This is a genomic window from Streptosporangium pseudovulgare, assembly GCF_014648055.1.
In the GTDB taxonomy this organism is placed as follows: Bacteria; Actinomycetota; Actinomycetes; order Streptosporangiales; family Streptosporangiaceae; genus Streptosporangium; species Streptosporangium pseudovulgare.
In genome coordinates this window covers 369,843-384,421 of sequence record NZ_BMQJ01000006.1, presented here as the reverse complement: position 1 = coordinate 384,421, position 14,579 = coordinate 369,843, and the positions used below count along the sequence as shown (strand labels likewise).

Here is a 14,579-nt window from a genome sequence, read left to right as displayed (position 1 = left end):
TGGACCGGCTCCGCTGCTGCCCGCGCCGCGCCACTGCGATCGTCCAGGCCATCGTCGTGCTGCAGACCTTCGAAGCTGACCGCTATTCGAGATGAAAAAGGCTCACTGAGAATCGCTGACCGGTCATCGGTACCGCTTCTCCGGCGTGTTCGTAGATCTCCAGAAGGCCGGTGAGCGCGGTCTTCTGACCGCTCAGGATCGCCGCCACACCACGGTCGCGCTCCGGGCCGGGGAAGGCGAGTTCAAGAGCCGGGAGGTCGTCATGTCCCATCGGGTGAGGGTGGGAAGCCGGGTTCGCGTTGCTCAAGAGTCACCGCCCTCCTCGTTCGCGGAACCCTCGGCAGGCCGGGACCCGGCCAGGGCCCGCGACACTCTCGGGGCGCCGGCCGATCCGCCGATCCCTGGAGCGGCGCAGGCCACCGTGGCCACCGGTCTTTGCGAGGCTGTCGCCGGGGGCGGCGGGGAGACGCCGGCGCTGTCGACGGATGCGGGATGGGGCACGGATGGGTTCCTCTCAGCTTGGTGGGTCGGCACCCGTCCCGCCCGCTGACTGCCTCGTCCGGACGCGGCAGGGAAGGCGGGACAGGGTTGCCGCCCTGGGCCCGCAGTGATCCTCGGTGAGGAACAACAGGCAAGTCAATCCTCGGGGTTGCTTAAGAATCCCCAAGTCGGAGCTTGGATCGGGGAGGGGGCTACCGTGTCCTGCGTGCCGATGACCTTCGACGACCTGCGTGTGTTCGTGGCGGTCTGCCAGGCGGGAAGCCTGAGTGCCGTCGCCCGCGACCTGTCCTGCACCCAGTCCGCGGTGAGCCAGCATGTCAAGCGGCTGGAACGGACGACCGGGGTGCGGCTGCTGGAACGCAGGGCGCGCGGTGTGGTGCCCACTCCGGAGGGCCTGGTGCTCCAGGCTGCGGCGAGAGAGGGGATCGTCGGGCTGGACCTGGCCCTGCGCCGGCTCGGTGAACTCGCGCGTGGCGAAGCCGGATCGGTCCGCGTGACGACGGGCGCGACGACGGTGCGGCACTTCATGTCCGAGGCGGTCGTCGACTTCCGGGCGCGGCACCCCGGGGCGAACCTGGAGTTCCGGACGGAGACCGCCACACGCAGCTGCTTCGACGCGCTCGCGGCGGGCACCGTCGATCTGGCCTGGGTGACCATCGGCCGTCCGGCACCGGGCATCGAGCAGAGCGCGGTCGTGGAACTGCCGTGGGTCCTGGCGGTTCGGGCGGACGATCCGCTCGCCCTGCGGGCACCGGTGACAGCCGCCGATCTCGTCGGCATCAGGCACATCCGGCTCCCGGCGAACTCCTCCTCCCGGGCCCACCTGGACACCGCCCTGGCCCGCCTGGGTATCCATCCGACGTCCGACACCGGCGTCACCGACTGGGACACGGCCATCCTGCTGGCCTCGCTCGGTGTCGGGCACGCCGTCGTCCCCGCTCTGCCCGGACAGCTCTCCGCGGGCGCGCCGGACAGCCCATTGCGGTTCCTGCCGCTGCCGGACCTGCCGCCGCTCCCGGTCGGCTGGGCGGTCCGCCGCTGGGACGCGCTGACCCCGCTCGCCCGCACCTTCGCCGACATGGTCCGGCAGCACTGCCAGGCCACCCGCCAGGCAGCGGACGAGCCTGGCCGGGAGCCGACGGCCGACTCGGCGCTGCAGGGGCGGAGCTGACCGTCATCGGTCGGGGCCGGCTACGCGGGTGGTCCGGCCTGGCGGCGTCGGCGGTAGGCCGCGGAACGGTCCTTGCTGCCGCAGGCGTCGCTTGAGCACCAGCGGCGGCGGCCGGGGCGGCTGGTGTCCACGAACAGCAGCGCGCATTCGGGGCTGTCGCACTCCCGGATGCGATCGGCGAGGACGCCGGTGAACAGGTCGATGGCATCGCGAGCGACCGTGCTCAGGACGGCCGACTCGGCATCAGTGGCAGGAGCGGTGAGAAGCCCCGCGCCGCCTCGGAGCACCGGGACCAGCGGCGCGGCTGCGGCGGCGGCGTTGATCAGGGCTTCGTCGGCCTCGGCCGCGGGACGTCCGGCGATCAGGGCCTTGGCACAGCGGTAGACCGCCTCGCGCACGGTACGGGCCGTGTCGAGCCCGGCCGGTGTGACGGTGACGGCCTCGCCGAGCAGGCCCACCTCGCGGTACCAGCGGGCCAGATCGGCGGGGTCGCGCAGCCGTTCGACGTTCCGGCGCCAGCGCTCGCCGACCGTGGCGACGAACGCCAGGCTGAGCCGCCCGGAACGGAAGTTGAACGCCGGCTCCCCGGCGGGCAGGTCATCGGTCGGTGTTGCGTCCGGCTTCACATCACGACTATAACTCGTGACGTGCTTGAGAATCCGAGCGTCCCCGCGCCCGCCCACTGGTGCGGCATCGAGGACTTCCTGCGCTCCCGGGACGCCGCAGACCTGTCGCACCCCGGCGGGACGCTGCTGGAACATCTGATCCGGGTCAGGCAGCGGCTCGCGGACTGGGGTGCCTCGCACGAGATCCAGGTCGCCGGCCTCTGCCACGCGGCCTACGGGACCGACGGCTTCGCCAGGTCCCTCGTGGGCCTGGGGGACCGCCCGGTCCTGGCCGCGCTGGTCGGCGAGCGGGCCGAGGCGTTGGTGTACCTGTACGCGAGCTGCGACCGGACGGCCACCTATCCACGCCTCGGCGGCGGCCGACGGCCGGTCTTCAGGGACCGGTTCACCGGCACCGACCACGATCCCGCCACCGAGGACCTGCGGGCCTTCCTGGAGATCACCGCAGCCAACGAACTCGACGTGTTCGAGCACAACAGGGAACCGGCGAACCGCCACGGTGCCGGACTGCGCCTGGTGCTGGAGCCCGTCCGTCATCTGCTGTCCGCAGGTGCGTGGGAGGCGGTGCGGCGGGGGCCTGGCAGTCGCGGCCCGGCTGCGTAAGCCGTGGGGCAGACACCTGCGGCCCGGACGGCCGGACCGCACCCGTTCCTCCTCGCACCCGAGACCACGACAGGAGGCAGCCGTATGCGCATCGTCCGCGCCGACCACCTCGTCCTGACCGTCCGCTCCATCCCGGCCAGCGTCGACTGGTACCGCACCGTCCTAGGGATGCGGCCCGTCGTTTTCGGCGGCGGCAGAGTCGCCCTCGCCTTCGGCGGCCAGAAGCTCAACCTGCACCAGGCCGGAAAGGAGCTGGAACCCAAAGCCGCCGCCCCGACACCGGGTTCCGCCGACCTGTGCCTGGTCAGCGCCGTCCCCCTCGACGAGGTACGGGCACACCTGCACGCGCTGGCCGTGCCGATCGAGACCGGCCCGGTCGCACGTACCGGCGCCACCGGCCCGATCACCAGCATCTACCTGCGCGACCCGGACCGGAACCTCGTCGAGATCAGCACCTACGACGCCGGCCGCCCTCAGGCCCCCGACCCCTACGACCTGCTGCCGCCGGTTCCGGCACTCGACCTGGCCGGCGGCGACATCGCCGACAACGCGCCGCTGGACCCGCGCCACGTTCACGACGGCCTCGGCGGGGGCAACCAAAGCCCGGCGCTGTCCTGGACCGGCGCCCCGGCGTCGGCCCGCGGGTTCGCCGTCACATGCTACGACCCGGACGCCCCGACCGGCAGCGGCCTGTGGCACTGGCTACTGCTCGGCCTTCCCGCCGACTGCGCCGGTCTGGCCGCCGGCGCCGGACACGGCGACGGCCCGCAGCTTCCGGGGGGAGCGTTTCACCTGCGCAATGACTTCGGGCAGGCCGCATACACAGGCGCCTGCCCGCCGCCCGCCGATCCGGACCACCGCTACCTGTTCGCCGTACACGCCCTCGACACCGACGACCTCGCGCTGGCCCCGGACACCCCCGCCGGACACGCGGGCTTCGTCCTCACCGCGCACACCGTCGCCCGCGGTGTCCTGCGACCCACGTTCCGGCGCGGCTGACGGCCGGTGCGGGTCAGCTCAGCGAGCCGGACCAGGCCCGCGGCCTGAACCAGGTGCACCGGGTCGAGGGTGAAGACGGTACGCGGTCTGACTATCTGGCGCCGAATAAAGTGGCCCCATGAGCGGTGAGACAGCGGAACGAGCTCCGGACGCGATCGACCTGGTCATCGAGGGGTGGCGCCGGGAACGGCCCGACCTCGACCTGTCGGCCATGGGGGTCTTCGGCCGTCTTTCCCGGCTGACGCGGCTCCTGGAGGCGGCGGTCGAGGAGGTGTTCGCGCGGCACGGCCTGCGGCAGGGCGAGTTCGACGTGCTGGCCGCGCTGCGCCGTTCCGGCCCGCCGTACACGCTGATCCCCTCGGAGCTGTCCGCGGTGCTGATGACATCGCGCGCGGGCATGACCAACCGGATCGACCGGCTGGAGGCCGCGGGGCTGGTCAGGCGGAGCCTGGACCCCGCTGACCGCCGCAGCTTCCGCGTCGCCCTGACCGACACGGGCCGCGAGGTCATCGATGCCGCGGTCACCGACCACGCGGCCGGCCTCGCCCGGCTGGCGGTCGGCCTGCCGCCGGAGGACGCCGCCGAGCTCGACCGGATTCTGCGCGCCATGCTGGCGGCCCGCACGCCGTCGTGACCGCGACGCCGCCGGCACCGGCGTGACCGCGGGACCGCCGGTCCGGCGGCGCGGCCCCTGCGAGCACCGGCGTGAGCACCGGCTCGGCCGGACGCCGGCCCGGCCCGGTCCGGCCGTCAGCGTGACTGCCGGACGCCGCGGCGCCAGACGTCGGCGACGGCCCGGGTGGCGGTGATGTCGCCGGTCGGGTCGCCCTCCACCAGTACCAGGTCCGCGCGGAGTCCCGGAGCGATCCGCCCGCGGTCGGTCAGCCCGAACCAGCGGGCCGGTACGGCGGTGGCGGCGGCGAGGGCCTCCTCAGGGGTGAGCCCCGCCTCGGTCAGGAGCACCATCTCCCGGTGCATGCCGGCGCCGTGCAGCGGGGCGAAGGGGGTCGCGTCCGTTCCGGCCAGCAACGGCGCCCCGGCCCGGTGCAGCGCCCGGGCGGCGTGCAGGGCTCCCGCCACGCCCTCGGAGTAGACCGGGAGGGCGTCGGTGTCGCGGTCTCCGGCGGTCCGGGCGTGCTCCGGCAGCCGCGACCGGATGCGCTCGTCCCGCATCAGTTCCGCGCCGCCGGGGCTGCCGGTGATCGCCTCGAAGTAGCTCAGCGTACTGACGACGAAGACCCCCTGGGCGGCGATCCGGGCCGCGAGATCATCGGCCGCGGAGTCCAGCGGGTCGGCGTCGAAGCAGACGTGCGCCAGGCCGTCGACGCCCGCGTCCAGGGCGACGAGGGCGTCCTTCGTGGTGACCGCGTGGGCGATCGCCTGGAGGCCGGCGTCGTGCGCGGCCTCGACCAGGGCGGCCACCACGTCGGGCCCGAGGACCGGCAGCGGCGTCCCGGACACCGTCCCGCCGTCGATGGCGATCTTCAGGTAGTCGGCGCCCTCGGCCAGCCGCGCCGCCACGAACGCCCGGGCCTGGCCGGCGTCCGCCACCGTCTCGAACGGCCCGACCGCGTCGCCCAGAGCCGCCATCCCCTCCGCCGCCATGAGCTGGCTCGGATGCCCGCCGGGGGCGGTGGCGAGGACGCCCGCGCTGCGGAGGTCGGCGACGTCGTCGCGTTCGGCGGCGATCCGCCGCTGCCGGGCGAGGTTCCGCGGCAGGCAGAACATGTCGAGCTCCGTGGTCACCCCGAACGTCAGCGCCTGCGCGAGGTCGCCGTCGAAGACGTGGGTGTGGGCATCGATCAGGCCCGGGAGGACGGTCCTGCCGGAGCCGTCGATCTCGACGTCCACCGGGCGGCCGTCGGGCTCGGCGATCAGGGCGCCGTCGATCAGGACGTCGGCGCGGGGGACGGTCCGCTCGCCGTCGAAGACGCGGACGTCGCGGATGAGGGTTCGCATCGGAATCTCTCTTTTCGGCCTCGCATTTTTGGTTAGCCATCGGATAGTAAGACGTCAAACTATCTTAGGTCAAACATCATCCCGGGCGACCGCGCGTCCCGAAGGGAACGGAGTTACGGTGAACCCATGCCGAAGGCGCGCCTTTCCGGTGCGGAGGCCACCATGCTGGCCACGCTGTACTGCAGGGCCCTGGACGCCCGGTCGCCGCGTCCGATCCTGGGCGACACGCTGGCCGTGACAGCCCTGCGGGAGATCGAGTTCGACCCCGCCGACACGGGGGTCCACCGCGGCGACCATGTCACCATCGCGCTCCGGGGCAGGTTCCTCGACTCATGGACCCGCGACTTCCTCGCCGGCCACCCCGAGGCGACCGTGCTGCACCTCGGCTGCGGCCTGGACAGCCGGGTGCACCGCGTCGATCCGGGCCCCGGCGTGCGGTGGTACGACGTGGACCGGCCCGCCGTGATCGATCTCAAGCGGGGGCTCTATCCGGCGCGCGACGGCTACGAGCTGGTGGCCTCGTCCGTGACGGACCCCGCCTGGCTGGAGGAGGTGCCCGCCGACCGGCCGGTCCTCGTCGTCGCCGAGGGCCTGACCATGTACCTGGAGGAGGACGAGGGCCGGGCGCTCTTCCGGCGCGTCGTGGACCGCTTCCCCTCCGGGCGATTCGTCTTCGACGGCTTCAGCAGGCTCGGCGTCCGGATGCAGTGGGCCAACCGGATCGTCCGGAAGGCCGGCGCCACCCTCCACTGGGGAATCGACGGCTGCGCGGAGCTGGAGACGATCGCCCCCGGCCTGCGGTGCACGGCGTCCGAGAGCGTCTTCGACGACCCCGGCTACACCGAACTGGGCCGGGGATACCGGACGCTCGTGGCGGTGGCCCGGCGCCTGCCGGTGATGCGGCGGATGTCGGTCTACTACCGGCTGGACTTCTGAAGGGCGGCTCCTCGGGTGCGGATTCCCAGGTGAAGCTCCCCGGCTACGGCGTGGCCAGGGCTTCCGTAGGGGAGAGGCGGGAGGCGCGGACCGCCGGGTAAAGACCGGCCAGCGCGCCGATGACCAGCGTCGCCGCCAGACCGCCGGCCGCCGCCCAGGCCGGGACCACCGTCGGCCAGCCCCGGTACAGCGCGTAGCCCGCGGTGACGCCGGCCCCGATCAGCGCTCCACCCGTCCCGCCCAGCACGGACAGCAGCAGCGACTCGGTGAGGAACTGCGTGCGGATCTGGCCACGGGTCGCGCCGAGGGCACGCCGAAGCCCGATCTCCGCGCGCCGTTCCAGCACCGAGATGACCATGGTGTTGGCCACTCCGACCCCGCCGACGAGCAGCGCGACCGCGCCGACCCCCAGCAGGAGCCCGGTGAACGCCTGACCGGCGACCTGTTTGGCGACGAGCGCGTCGGAGGGCCGGGAGACGTCGATCTCGTTGGGCGCCCGCGGGTTCGCCGTGGCGGCCAGCACCGCGCTGACGTCCTCCAGCCCCGACTCCGCCGAGCGGGTGTAGAGGATCGTGGGGTGGCCGTCGAAGCCGAGCACCGACTCCGCCACCGGCCAGCCGACGAGCGCCGCGCTGTCCAGTTCGGCGGCGAGCGGCACCGGGTCGAGGACGCCGACGACCGTGAACCGCACGCCGCCGACGACCACCTGGGTGTCCGGTCCCGTCCCGCCGATCCCGAGCCGCCTGGCCGCGGTCGCCCCGAGCACCACGGCCGGATGGCGCTGGGTGGCCTCGTTCAGCCAGGTGCCGTTGCGCACCGTCGCGCCCACCGTCGTGAGCAGGTCGGTGCGGGCGGCGTAGGTGGAGATCCCGCCCGTCTGCGCCTCGGGGACCTCCTCACTCCGGTAGACCTTGGCGGTCTCGACGTATCCGGCCGCGGAGACCGACTCCACCGGCCCGATCCGCTCGACCATCGCCTCGGCTTCGAGGGGCATCTCGGCCTCCTCCCCGAGGAGGGTCCGTCCCGCCGAGACGGTGAGCAGGTTGGTGCCCAGCGCCGAGAGACGGCGGTCCAGCTCGGCTCCCGACGACGACGAGATGCCGACCACGCCGATCACCGCCGCGATGCCGATGGCGATGCCGAGCGCCGACAGCAGCGCCCGCGCCGGGCGGGTGCGCAGGCCGGCCGCGCCGACCCGCATCACGTCGGGTGGCCGCATCCTGGCCGGGACCGGACCGGGTCGCTCCGCGTGGCCGGGGTCGGGCCGGGCCGCATGGCCGGGGGCGGGAACGGCCATCACATCGCCCCCGATCCGGCGTGCCGCCGTCCTGGACCGGCCCCGCGATCCGCGTCACGGCCCGTACGGTGGCCCGTGTCCGGATCGGGGACGACCCGTCCGTCACGCATCGGCACCCGCCTGGGCAGCGCGGCGGCGATCTCCCGGTCATGGGTGATGATCACGACGGTGGTGCCGGAGGCGTTGAGGGCGCGCAGCAGCTCCATCACCCCGGTCCCCGAGACCGAGTCCAGCGCGCCCGTCGGCTCGTCGGCGAGCAGCAGCGGGGGATCGCCGGCCACGGCCCTGGCGATGGCGACGCGCTGCCGCTCGCCGCCGGACAGCTCGTGCGGCTCGTGGCCGAGGCGGTGCCCCAGCCCGGCGCGCTCCAGCGCGGCCGCGGCCCGGCGCCGCCGTTCGGCCCGGCGGAGCCCGCCGTAGAGGAGGCCGTCTGCCACGTTGTCCAGCGCGGAGACCCCCGGGGCCAGATGGAAGTGCTGGAAGACGAAGCCGATCCCGGTCGCGCGCAACGCGGCGAGCCGCCGGTCCGGCAGCTTCGACACGTCGTACCCGTCGATGCGCACCTCCCCGGAGGTGGGCCGGTCGAGCGTGCCGATGATGTTGAGCATCGTCGACTTGCCGGAGCCCGAGGGCCCGACGATGGCGACGAGCTCACCGCGGGCGATCTCCAGGGACACCGCGGCCAGCGCCGTGACGCCGCCGGGGTAGGTCTTCGACACATCGGTCAGTGAGATCATTCCGGCATCCCCACGGTCACGCCCTCGGCGAGGCCCTCGCCGGAGACCTCGACGCGGCCGCCGGCGAACAGCCCTGTCCTCACCGCGACGTGGCGGGAGGCGGAGCCCTCGACCACCTCGACGCCGAACCCGCCCTCGCGCAGCGCCACGAGCGCCGCGACGGGCACGGCGAGCACGTTCCTCCGCCGGGAGGCCGTGAAGGTCACGTCCACCGCCGCCCGGTCGAGCCCTTCGGCGGCCCGCCGCCCGTCGAGGGAGACCAGCGCCTCCAGTTCGGTCTCCGGCTCCGCGTCCCGTCCCTCCCCCGGGACGATGACCGTGGAGACGTCGGTGACCCGGCCGCCCACGGTCCCGCCGCCGGGCAGGGTGACCGACACCTTCGCGCCCTTCTCGGCCACCCGCTGGTCCTCCGTCTTCAGCCGTACCGTGACCACCTTGGCGGTGCCGGTGTGGGAGAGCACCTTCTGCCCTGGGGCGACGGGCTGGCCGGCCTGTACGTCCAGGCTCTCCACCCGGACCGCGGACGGGGCGAAGACCACCCGGCCGAGCTCGACCACGCCGGTCCCGGCGAGGCCGCGGTCCTCCTGCCAGCGCGTGACCGCGGCGGCGGTGGCGGAGGTGTACTCGTCGTCCACGGTGAAACCGTCGTAGCCCAGTGCCCTGAGGTTGCGTTCCAAGCTCTCGACGTCCGGTCCCTCGACGCCGGGCCGCAGGTCGCGGTACGCCGGAGGCGAGCCGTACATCAGCACCACGGGGTCGTCGTCGATCCGGTACAGCGAGCGGCCCCGGGTGATCCGGGCTCCGCTGTCCGGGAGCCAGGTGACCGTGCCCGGCCTGCGGCTCACCAAGGCGGTGGCGGGTCCGTAACCGAGTTCGCCGTCGGCGTCGCGCGTGTCCTGGAGCGTCTCCCTGGTCACCACGGCGGTGGCCGGGGGGCGGACGGCTGCCGCTGTGCCGGTGGCATCGCCTCCGCCGGGCCGGTCCGCGCCGTTCACGACCACCGCGGCGCCGGCCAGGACGAGCCCGAGAACCGGCAGTACGGCGAGCCGCCCGGCCCGGCGGCGCGGCCGGGCGGTGGCTGTGGCGGCGGTCGCACCCGGTCCCTCCCCAGGGGTGGCCGTGTCCATCAGGAGCCGCCCGATTCCAGCTGGCACCTGCGCTGGGCGGCCGGGAAGTCGGGGTCCTCGGCGAGCTTCTTGTCGAGCCGTATGCCATCGCCCGGCTCGGGGTCGGGGAAGTCCGGAACGCCGTTGTCCCGCATGCACCGCGCGAGCCGGCGCAGCTTCTCGGAGGCTTCGGCGCCGGCCGCTCCGGTGCCGCCCGTCGGCTGGAACTCCTTGCACGCCTCCACGGCCTTCCTCACGGTCTCCCTGTCGCTCCCGTCACCCCTGACCAGGACGGGCTTGCCGGGCTGGGGGTCCTTCATGGGGACGCCGTTCTCGCGCATGCACCGGGCGAACCTGATGTTCCGCTCGTCCTGGTCCATGGCGGGGGTGGCCTGGCGGGTGACGGTCGCGGCGGGGGCGGCCGCGCCCCCGCCGTTCGCGGACGCCGCTCCTGGACCGTCGTCGCCGTCCGGCGCACAACCGGTGAGAGTCAGGGTGAGCGCCAGCGGGACCACCGCCAGCGCGCCGGGAAATCGCATGTCGTCCTCCTCTCCGGAGCCGGCGTCGCCGCGCCGGTCATCCGGAACGCCGGGTGTGTTCGGAACGTCCGCGTCCGGGGCGGAGCGTTCGACAGCGGATGCAACAGCGAGGCGTGTTTCCGGGCCGTTTCCACCGGCGCCGCACAGCCGGAGCCGGAGCCGGACAGCCGGCCTCGGCCCCGGGTGACAGGCGTTAACGCCGAGCAAACATCGCATGCGCCACCATCTCCCCGTAGGCGACGAGAGGGGGCACGAGACCGCGATGCGGGTACTGGTGGTGGAGGACGAACGCGTGCTGGCCGGCGCGATAGCGGAGTGGCTGCGCGAGGAGACGCACGCGGTCGACACCGTGCACGACGGCGAGGCCGCGCTGGAGCGCATCGCGGTCAACGACTACGACGTGGTCGTCCTCGACCGGGACCTGCCGCTCGTGCACGGCGATGACGTCTGCCGAGAACTGGTCGCCTCGGAGTCGGCGGCGCGGGTGCTGATGCTCACCGCCGCCGCGGAGATCGGTGACCGGGTGACCGGCCTGTCCCTGGGCGCCGACGACTATCTGGCCAAGCCGTTCGCGTTCGCCGAGCTCGCCGCCCGTGTCCAGGCGCTGGGGAGGCGATCCCGGCCGGCCGCCCCTCCGGTCCTGCGGCGGGGCGGGATCACCCTCGACCCAGCGCGGCGGGAGGTTTTCCGGGACGAGCGGTACGTCCCGCTCTCGAAGAAGGAGTTCGCCGTCCTGTCCGAGTTGCTGCGCGCCGACGGGGCCGTGGTCTCCGCCGAGCAGCTGCTGGAGAAGGCGTGGGACGAGTACGCCGACCCGTTCACCGGCGCGGTGCGTCTCACCATCCTCAAGCTCCGCCGCAAACTGGGTGAACCACAGGTCATCCGTACGGTGCCGGGCGCGGGATACCGGATCGCATGATCTTCCCTACGTCGCCGCACCGGTCGCCCACACTGCGGGCCCGGCTCACCCTCGTCTACGGCGCCGTTTTCCTCGTCACGGGGCTGATCCTGCTCGGTGTCACCTACCTGCTGTTCAACCAGCAGCTTTCGCAGTCTTTCGACGACCGGTACACCTCCGCCGACGGCCGGCACAGGCGGCTGACGCTGATCGCCAAGGACGGCGACGTGCTGACGGGCCCGGCGGCGGAGCAGTGGCTGCGGGAGCAGAAGGACAGGCTGAACGACGCGGCCGTCACGTCGCTGCTCATCCAGGGGGCCGTCGCGCTGGCCGTGGTCGGCTCCGCCGCGACGGGCCTCGGCTGGGTGATCGCCGGGCGGGTGCTCGCCCCACTGCACCGCGTGACCGAGACCGCCCGGCGGATCGCCGCCGCCCCCGTCGCCGACCACGGCCTGCGTGAGCGGATCGCCCTGAGCGGGCCGGGAGACGAAGTGAAGGAGCTCGCCGACACCTTCGACACCATGGTCGAACGGCTCGACCGCTCCTTCGACGGGCAACGCAGGTTCGTCGCCAACGCCTCGCACGAGCTGCGCACCCCGCTGACGCTCACCCGTGCCCTCGTCGAACTCGCCATGCACCGTAGATCAGCCTCGGCGGACGTCGTACAACTGGGCGAGAGCCTCCTGGAGATCAGCGCCCGGCACGAGCGGCTCATCTCGGGGCTGCTGCTGCTGGCACGCGCCGAGCACGAGATCACGGACCGGTCGCCGGTGGACCTGGCCGACGTGGTTTCCCACGTGGTGGAGCAGACCGCCGCGGAGGCGGAGCAGGCGGGGGTAACCGTACGGGAGACGGCGGGCCCCGCGCCCACCCGGGGGGACGCCCTGCTGCTGGAGCGGCTGGTGCACAACCTGGTCGAGAACGGGATCCGGCACAACGTCGGCGACGGTTCCGGCTGGGTGCGGGTGGCCAGCCGTACGGTCTCCGACGAGCACGTGGAGGTCGAGGTCGGCAACAGCGGACCCGCCGTACCGCCCTACGACGTCCCGACGCTCTTCAAGCCCTTCCGTCGGCTCGGCGCCGACCGCGTGGTCACGGCGCGGAGCGCGGGGCTGGGCCTGTCGATCGTCCGCTCGGTGGCCCTCGCCCACGGCGGCGACGTCACGGCCCGTCCCCGGGAGGGCGGCGGCCTGGTCGTGACGGTGGTCCTTCCCCGCGACGCGGACAGCCGCCGGACGGCCGGTCAGCGGTCGCGGCGCGCGAGCGACCACAGGGCGGCGGCGGCTCCCCCGACCACCGCGACGCCCACCGCCACGCCGGCGGCGAACCCGGCGCCGTCGTCGCCGGAGCCGGCGGATCCGATGAAGCCCACCACGACCCACCCGGCCACCACCGTCAGGAGCACGAAGGCGACCAGGATCAGCAGGAACCGCGCACTGAAGAACAGCCGTCCGCCGGGCGCCGGGGGCGGGGAGCCGATCTCGGCCGCCGGGCCCACCGAGGCGGCCCCGGGACGCTTGAAGTACTCGTAGAGGAACCAGGTGCCGCAGGGCTCCCAGCCGTCCGGGGCGAGCCGCTCGGTCACGGCGCTCCTGCCCTCGGGCCACACCGTCTCCCGGCGGTACTCCCAGCGCTGCGGCCGCTCGGAGTCCCGGTGGCTGACGAACATGCCCCGCCGGTCGACCCGGTCGACCTCCCAGCCCTGCTCGCCGAACTCGTTGAGCCGCCGCTCGTCGGCGAAGATGTCGGCCGTCCACGACCAGCTCTCCCCGGCGGAGGCCGCCCGCCCGTCGCCGGCGGTCCCGTCGTCCCCGGCGGCCCCGGTGTCCCCGCCGAGGCTGTCGGCGAAGGCGGCGACGGGGCCGAACTCCTCCTCCGGGTCGGCGCCGCTCTCCGCGACGTGCCCGGCCAGCTCCTCGATCGTGGAGGCCACCCGCTCCGCCGGGACGCCCCTGTCGCGCAGCAGCGCGGCCAGCTCGTCGAAGTAGTCGCTCATCCGGCCGCCCCCTTGGTCAGCATGGCCCGTACGGATTCGTCGAAGGCGAGCCACAGCCCGCTCTGCTCGGTCAGCGTCTCGCGGCCCCGCTCGGTGAGTCGGTAGTAACGGCGGCCGGGGCCGCGCTCGGTGACCCGGAACTCGGCGGCGAGCAGACCCGCCTCCTCCAGCCGGTTGAGCACCGGGTAGAGGGTGCCGCCCTTGATCTGACCCAGACCCGCCTCGGCGAGCGTCTTGGAGATCTCGTAGCCGTAGCTCTCGCCCCCGGTCAGGCTGGCCAGCACCAGCAGGTCGAGGACGCCTTTGAGCCAGCTCGCGCGTCGGTCGGTCGCCATGACCTCATCCTCGCACGGTAGCGGCGCCATCTAGCGTGTCACGCTTACCCGCCGGGACGAGGAGCAGCGAGCGGATGTCGACGACGGCGTGCAGGAGGATCGGAAGCAGCAGGTTGCCCGTCCTGAGGTACAGCATGGTGAGGCCGAACCCGGCCAGTGTCACCACGGCCATGCCCCGCCACCCCTGGTAGAGGTGACCGGCGACGAACACCGCGAGGGCCAGACCGGCGGCGACGGGAAGGGGCAGGCCGAGCACGCGCGTGCCCAGCGCGATGAGCAGCCCCCGGTAGACGATCTCCTCGCAGATCCCGGCGCTGACGGAGAGCACCAGGGCGCCCCGCCGCTCGGCCGGGGTGCGCGGCAGCATCGCCCGGAAGGCGGCCTGGCCGGGCACCGGCCTGCCCGCCCTGTTCATCCGGACGGCCACCAGAACGGCCACCGCCGACGCGATCGCGGCGCCGACCAGCATCCCGGCGGTGGTCGCCGGGTCGGCCTGGAGGACGAGGCCCACGCCGGCCAGGTCGATCTCCGGGGACAGGCCGACGACCAGGAGGGCCACCGCCGCCAGCGCCCACAGCTCCGCCGTCCACGCGGTGAACATCCGGACCAGGGCCCTCCCGTCCCGGTCGCGGTCGCGCTCCAGGCGCGCGTAGGAGCGCCTGCCGAGCCAGGGGCTCACGAGGGCGAGGTGGACGACGAGGGCCGCGGCGAGCACCAGGGAGGGCATGGGGGTCCTTTCGTTGTTTCTGCCACCTAAACGATAGAGCAACCTAGTTAGAAATGCTATCTATGTAGTCGGACGAACGCTGGGGAGGATGAGGACCCGCCGACCCCGGGGTGAAGACTCGTCGTGGATCTCCGTCGACCGGCCGTCGC

The 14,579-nt window shown here is 73.5% G+C and carries 16 protein-coding genes and 2 pseudogenes; 8 read left to right on the top strand and 10 right to left on the bottom strand.

Annotated features, from left to right (window positions below; genetic code table 11):
- A pseudogene (locus IEZ10_RS15295) lies at positions 1-95 on the top strand (IS5/IS1182 family transposase); the annotation flags it as partial.
- Here IEZ10_RS15295 and IEZ10_RS15290 read toward each other — a convergent pair.
- Positions 83-271: an ASCH domain-containing protein gene (locus IEZ10_RS15290; protein WP_229811285.1), complete on the bottom strand. Its 189-nt coding sequence runs from the start codon at positions 269-271 to the stop codon at positions 83-85. The pseudogene IEZ10_RS15295 and the gene IEZ10_RS15290 sit on opposite strands and share 13 nt — an antisense overlap.
- A 441-nt stretch (positions 272-712) precedes the next feature.
- On the opposite strand from IEZ10_RS15290, the gene IEZ10_RS15285 reads away from it, so the two are divergent.
- Positions 713-1,672: a LysR family transcriptional regulator gene (locus tag IEZ10_RS15285; RefSeq protein WP_189247175.1), complete on the top strand. Its 960-nt coding sequence runs from the start codon at positions 713-715 to the stop codon at positions 1,670-1,672.
- A gap of 20 nt (positions 1,673-1,692) precedes the next feature.
- On the opposite strand, the gene IEZ10_RS15280 is transcribed toward IEZ10_RS15285, so the two are convergent.
- The gene (locus tag IEZ10_RS15280; RefSeq protein WP_229811284.1) at positions 1,693-2,298 is read right to left on the bottom strand and encodes a CGNR zinc finger domain-containing protein; all 606 of its coding nucleotides are present in this window, start codon (positions 2,296-2,298) and stop codon (positions 1,693-1,695) included.
- Between the two features lie 21 nt (positions 2,299-2,319).
- Here IEZ10_RS15280 and IEZ10_RS15275 point away from each other — a divergent pair, with 21 nt between their 5' ends.
- From IEZ10_RS15275 to IEZ10_RS15265, 3 genes are all read left to right on the top strand, one after another.
- Positions 2,320-2,901 carry a DUF6817 domain-containing protein gene (locus tag IEZ10_RS15275; protein WP_229811283.1) on the top strand — a complete coding sequence of 194 codons (582 nt, stop codon included), beginning with the start codon at positions 2,320-2,322 and terminating at the stop codon, positions 2,899-2,901.
- Positions 2,902-2,985: 84 nt separating this feature from the next.
- On the top strand, positions 2,986-3,900 hold the full coding sequence (locus IEZ10_RS15270; RefSeq protein WP_229811282.1) for a YbhB/YbcL family Raf kinase inhibitor-like protein: 915 nt from the start codon (positions 2,986-2,988) through the stop codon (positions 3,898-3,900).
- Positions 3,901-4,018: 118 nt separating this feature from the next.
- On the top strand, positions 4,019-4,534 hold the full coding sequence (locus IEZ10_RS15265) for a MarR family winged helix-turn-helix transcriptional regulator (protein WP_189247130.1): 516 nt from the start codon (positions 4,019-4,021) through the stop codon (positions 4,532-4,534).
- Positions 4,535-4,650: 116 nt separating this feature from the next.
- Here IEZ10_RS15265 and IEZ10_RS15260 read toward each other — a convergent pair whose 3' ends face one another.
- Complete coding sequence (locus tag IEZ10_RS15260; RefSeq protein ID WP_189247129.1) at positions 4,651-5,859, bottom strand: amidohydrolase family protein; 1,209 nt, start codon at positions 5,857-5,859, stop codon at positions 4,651-4,653.
- A 126-nt stretch (positions 5,860-5,985) separates the two neighbouring features.
- On the opposite strand from IEZ10_RS15260, the gene IEZ10_RS15255 reads away from it, so the two are divergent.
- The gene (locus IEZ10_RS15255) at positions 5,986-6,795 is read left to right on the top strand and encodes a class I SAM-dependent methyltransferase (RefSeq protein WP_189247128.1); all 810 of its coding nucleotides are present in this window, start codon (positions 5,986-5,988) and stop codon (positions 6,793-6,795) included.
- A 43-nt stretch (positions 6,796-6,838) separates the two neighbouring features.
- On the opposite strand, the gene IEZ10_RS15250 is transcribed toward IEZ10_RS15255, so the two are convergent.
- The 4 genes from IEZ10_RS15250 to IEZ10_RS15235 form a co-directional block, all read right to left on the bottom strand.
- The gene (locus tag IEZ10_RS15250) at positions 6,839-8,014 is read right to left on the bottom strand and encodes an ABC transporter permease (protein ID WP_189247172.1); all 1,176 of its coding nucleotides are present in this window, start codon (positions 8,012-8,014) and stop codon (positions 6,839-6,841) included.
- A 77-nt stretch (positions 8,015-8,091) separates the two neighbouring features.
- Complete coding sequence (locus IEZ10_RS15245) at positions 8,092-8,829, bottom strand: ABC transporter ATP-binding protein (RefSeq protein ID WP_189247127.1); 738 nt, start codon at positions 8,827-8,829, stop codon at positions 8,092-8,094.
- Positions 8,826-9,956 (bottom strand): peptidoglycan-binding protein, encoded by a 1,131-nt coding sequence (locus IEZ10_RS15240; RefSeq protein WP_189247126.1) that lies wholly within the window; start codon positions 9,954-9,956, stop codon positions 8,826-8,828. Before IEZ10_RS15240 ends, IEZ10_RS15245 begins: the two co-directional genes overlap by 4 nt.
- Positions 9,956-10,474 (bottom strand): hypothetical protein, encoded by a 519-nt coding sequence (locus IEZ10_RS15235; protein ID WP_189247125.1) that lies wholly within the window; start codon positions 10,472-10,474, stop codon positions 9,956-9,958. Before IEZ10_RS15235 ends, IEZ10_RS15240 begins: the two co-directional genes overlap by 1 nt.
- A 262-nt stretch (positions 10,475-10,736) precedes the next feature.
- Between IEZ10_RS15235 and IEZ10_RS15230 the strand changes: the two genes are divergently transcribed.
- Positions 10,737-11,393, top strand: a complete 657-nt coding sequence (locus IEZ10_RS15230; RefSeq protein ID WP_189247171.1) for a response regulator transcription factor — start codon at positions 10,737-10,739, stop codon at positions 11,391-11,393.
- Positions 11,390-12,532 (top strand): annotated as a pseudogene (locus IEZ10_RS15225) (sensor histidine kinase); the annotation flags it as partial. The gene IEZ10_RS15230 and the pseudogene IEZ10_RS15225, both read left to right, overlap by 4 nt.
- 83 nt (positions 12,533-12,615) lie before the next feature.
- Here IEZ10_RS15225 and IEZ10_RS15220 read toward each other — a convergent pair.
- From IEZ10_RS15220 to IEZ10_RS15210, 3 genes are read right to left on the bottom strand one after another with little or no spacing between them, the layout of a single operon-like run.
- Positions 12,616-13,368 (bottom strand): hypothetical protein, encoded by a 753-nt coding sequence (locus tag IEZ10_RS15220; protein ID WP_189247124.1) that lies wholly within the window; start codon positions 13,366-13,368, stop codon positions 12,616-12,618.
- On the bottom strand, positions 13,365-13,703 hold the full coding sequence (locus IEZ10_RS15215; RefSeq protein ID WP_189247123.1) for a PadR family transcriptional regulator: 339 nt from the start codon (positions 13,701-13,703) through the stop codon (positions 13,365-13,367). The genes IEZ10_RS15220 and IEZ10_RS15215 overlap by 4 nt, the downstream gene beginning before the upstream one ends.
- Before the next feature lie 4 nt (positions 13,704-13,707).
- The gene (locus tag IEZ10_RS15210; protein ID WP_189247122.1) at positions 13,708-14,430 is read right to left on the bottom strand and encodes a CPBP family intramembrane glutamic endopeptidase; all 723 of its coding nucleotides are present in this window, start codon (positions 14,428-14,430) and stop codon (positions 13,708-13,710) included.
- Positions 14,431-14,579 lie beyond the last annotated feature (149 nt).

Excerpts from the sequence above, each read along its gene's own strand:
- IEZ10_RS15290 (WP_229811285.1), bottom strand. The coding sequence starts at position 271 with ATGGGACATGACGACCTCCCGGCTCTTGAACTCGCCTTCCCCGGCCCG.
- IEZ10_RS15285 (WP_189247175.1), top strand. The coding sequence starts at position 713 with ATGACCTTCGACGACCTGCGTGTGTTCGTGGCGGTCTGCCAGGCGGGA.
- IEZ10_RS15270 (WP_229811282.1), top strand. The coding sequence starts at position 2,986 with ATGCGCATCGTCCGCGCCGACCACCTCGTCCTGACCGTCCGCTCCATC.
- IEZ10_RS15265 (WP_189247130.1), top strand. The coding sequence starts at position 4,019 with ATGAGCGGTGAGACAGCGGAACGAGCTCCGGACGCGATCGACCTGGTC.
- IEZ10_RS15260 (WP_189247129.1), bottom strand. The coding sequence starts at position 5,859 with ATGCGAACCCTCATCCGCGACGTCCGCGTCTTCGACGGCGAGCGGACC.
- IEZ10_RS15255 (WP_189247128.1), top strand. The coding sequence starts at position 5,986 with ATGCCGAAGGCGCGCCTTTCCGGTGCGGAGGCCACCATGCTGGCCACG.
- IEZ10_RS15250 (WP_189247172.1), bottom strand. The coding sequence starts at position 8,014 with ATGCGGCCACCCGACGTGATGCGGGTCGGCGCGGCCGGCCTGCGCACC.
- IEZ10_RS15245 (WP_189247127.1), bottom strand. The coding sequence starts at position 8,829 with ATGATCTCACTGACCGATGTGTCGAAGACCTACCCCGGCGGCGTCACG.
- IEZ10_RS15240 (WP_189247126.1), bottom strand. The coding sequence starts at position 9,956 with ATGGACACGGCCACCCCTGGGGAGGGACCGGGTGCGACCGCCGCCACA.
- IEZ10_RS15235 (WP_189247125.1), bottom strand. The coding sequence starts at position 10,474 with ATGCGATTTCCCGGCGCGCTGGCGGTGGTCCCGCTGGCGCTCACCCTG.
- IEZ10_RS15230 (WP_189247171.1), top strand. The coding sequence starts at position 10,737 with ATGCGGGTACTGGTGGTGGAGGACGAACGCGTGCTGGCCGGCGCGATA.
- IEZ10_RS15220 (WP_189247124.1), bottom strand. The coding sequence starts at position 13,368 with ATGAGCGACTACTTCGACGAGCTGGCCGCGCTGCTGCGCGACAGGGGC.
- IEZ10_RS15215 (WP_189247123.1), bottom strand. The coding sequence starts at position 13,703 with ATGGCGACCGACCGACGCGCGAGCTGGCTCAAAGGCGTCCTCGACCTG.
- IEZ10_RS15210 (WP_189247122.1), bottom strand. The coding sequence starts at position 14,430 with ATGCCCTCCCTGGTGCTCGCCGCGGCCCTCGTCGTCCACCTCGCCCTC.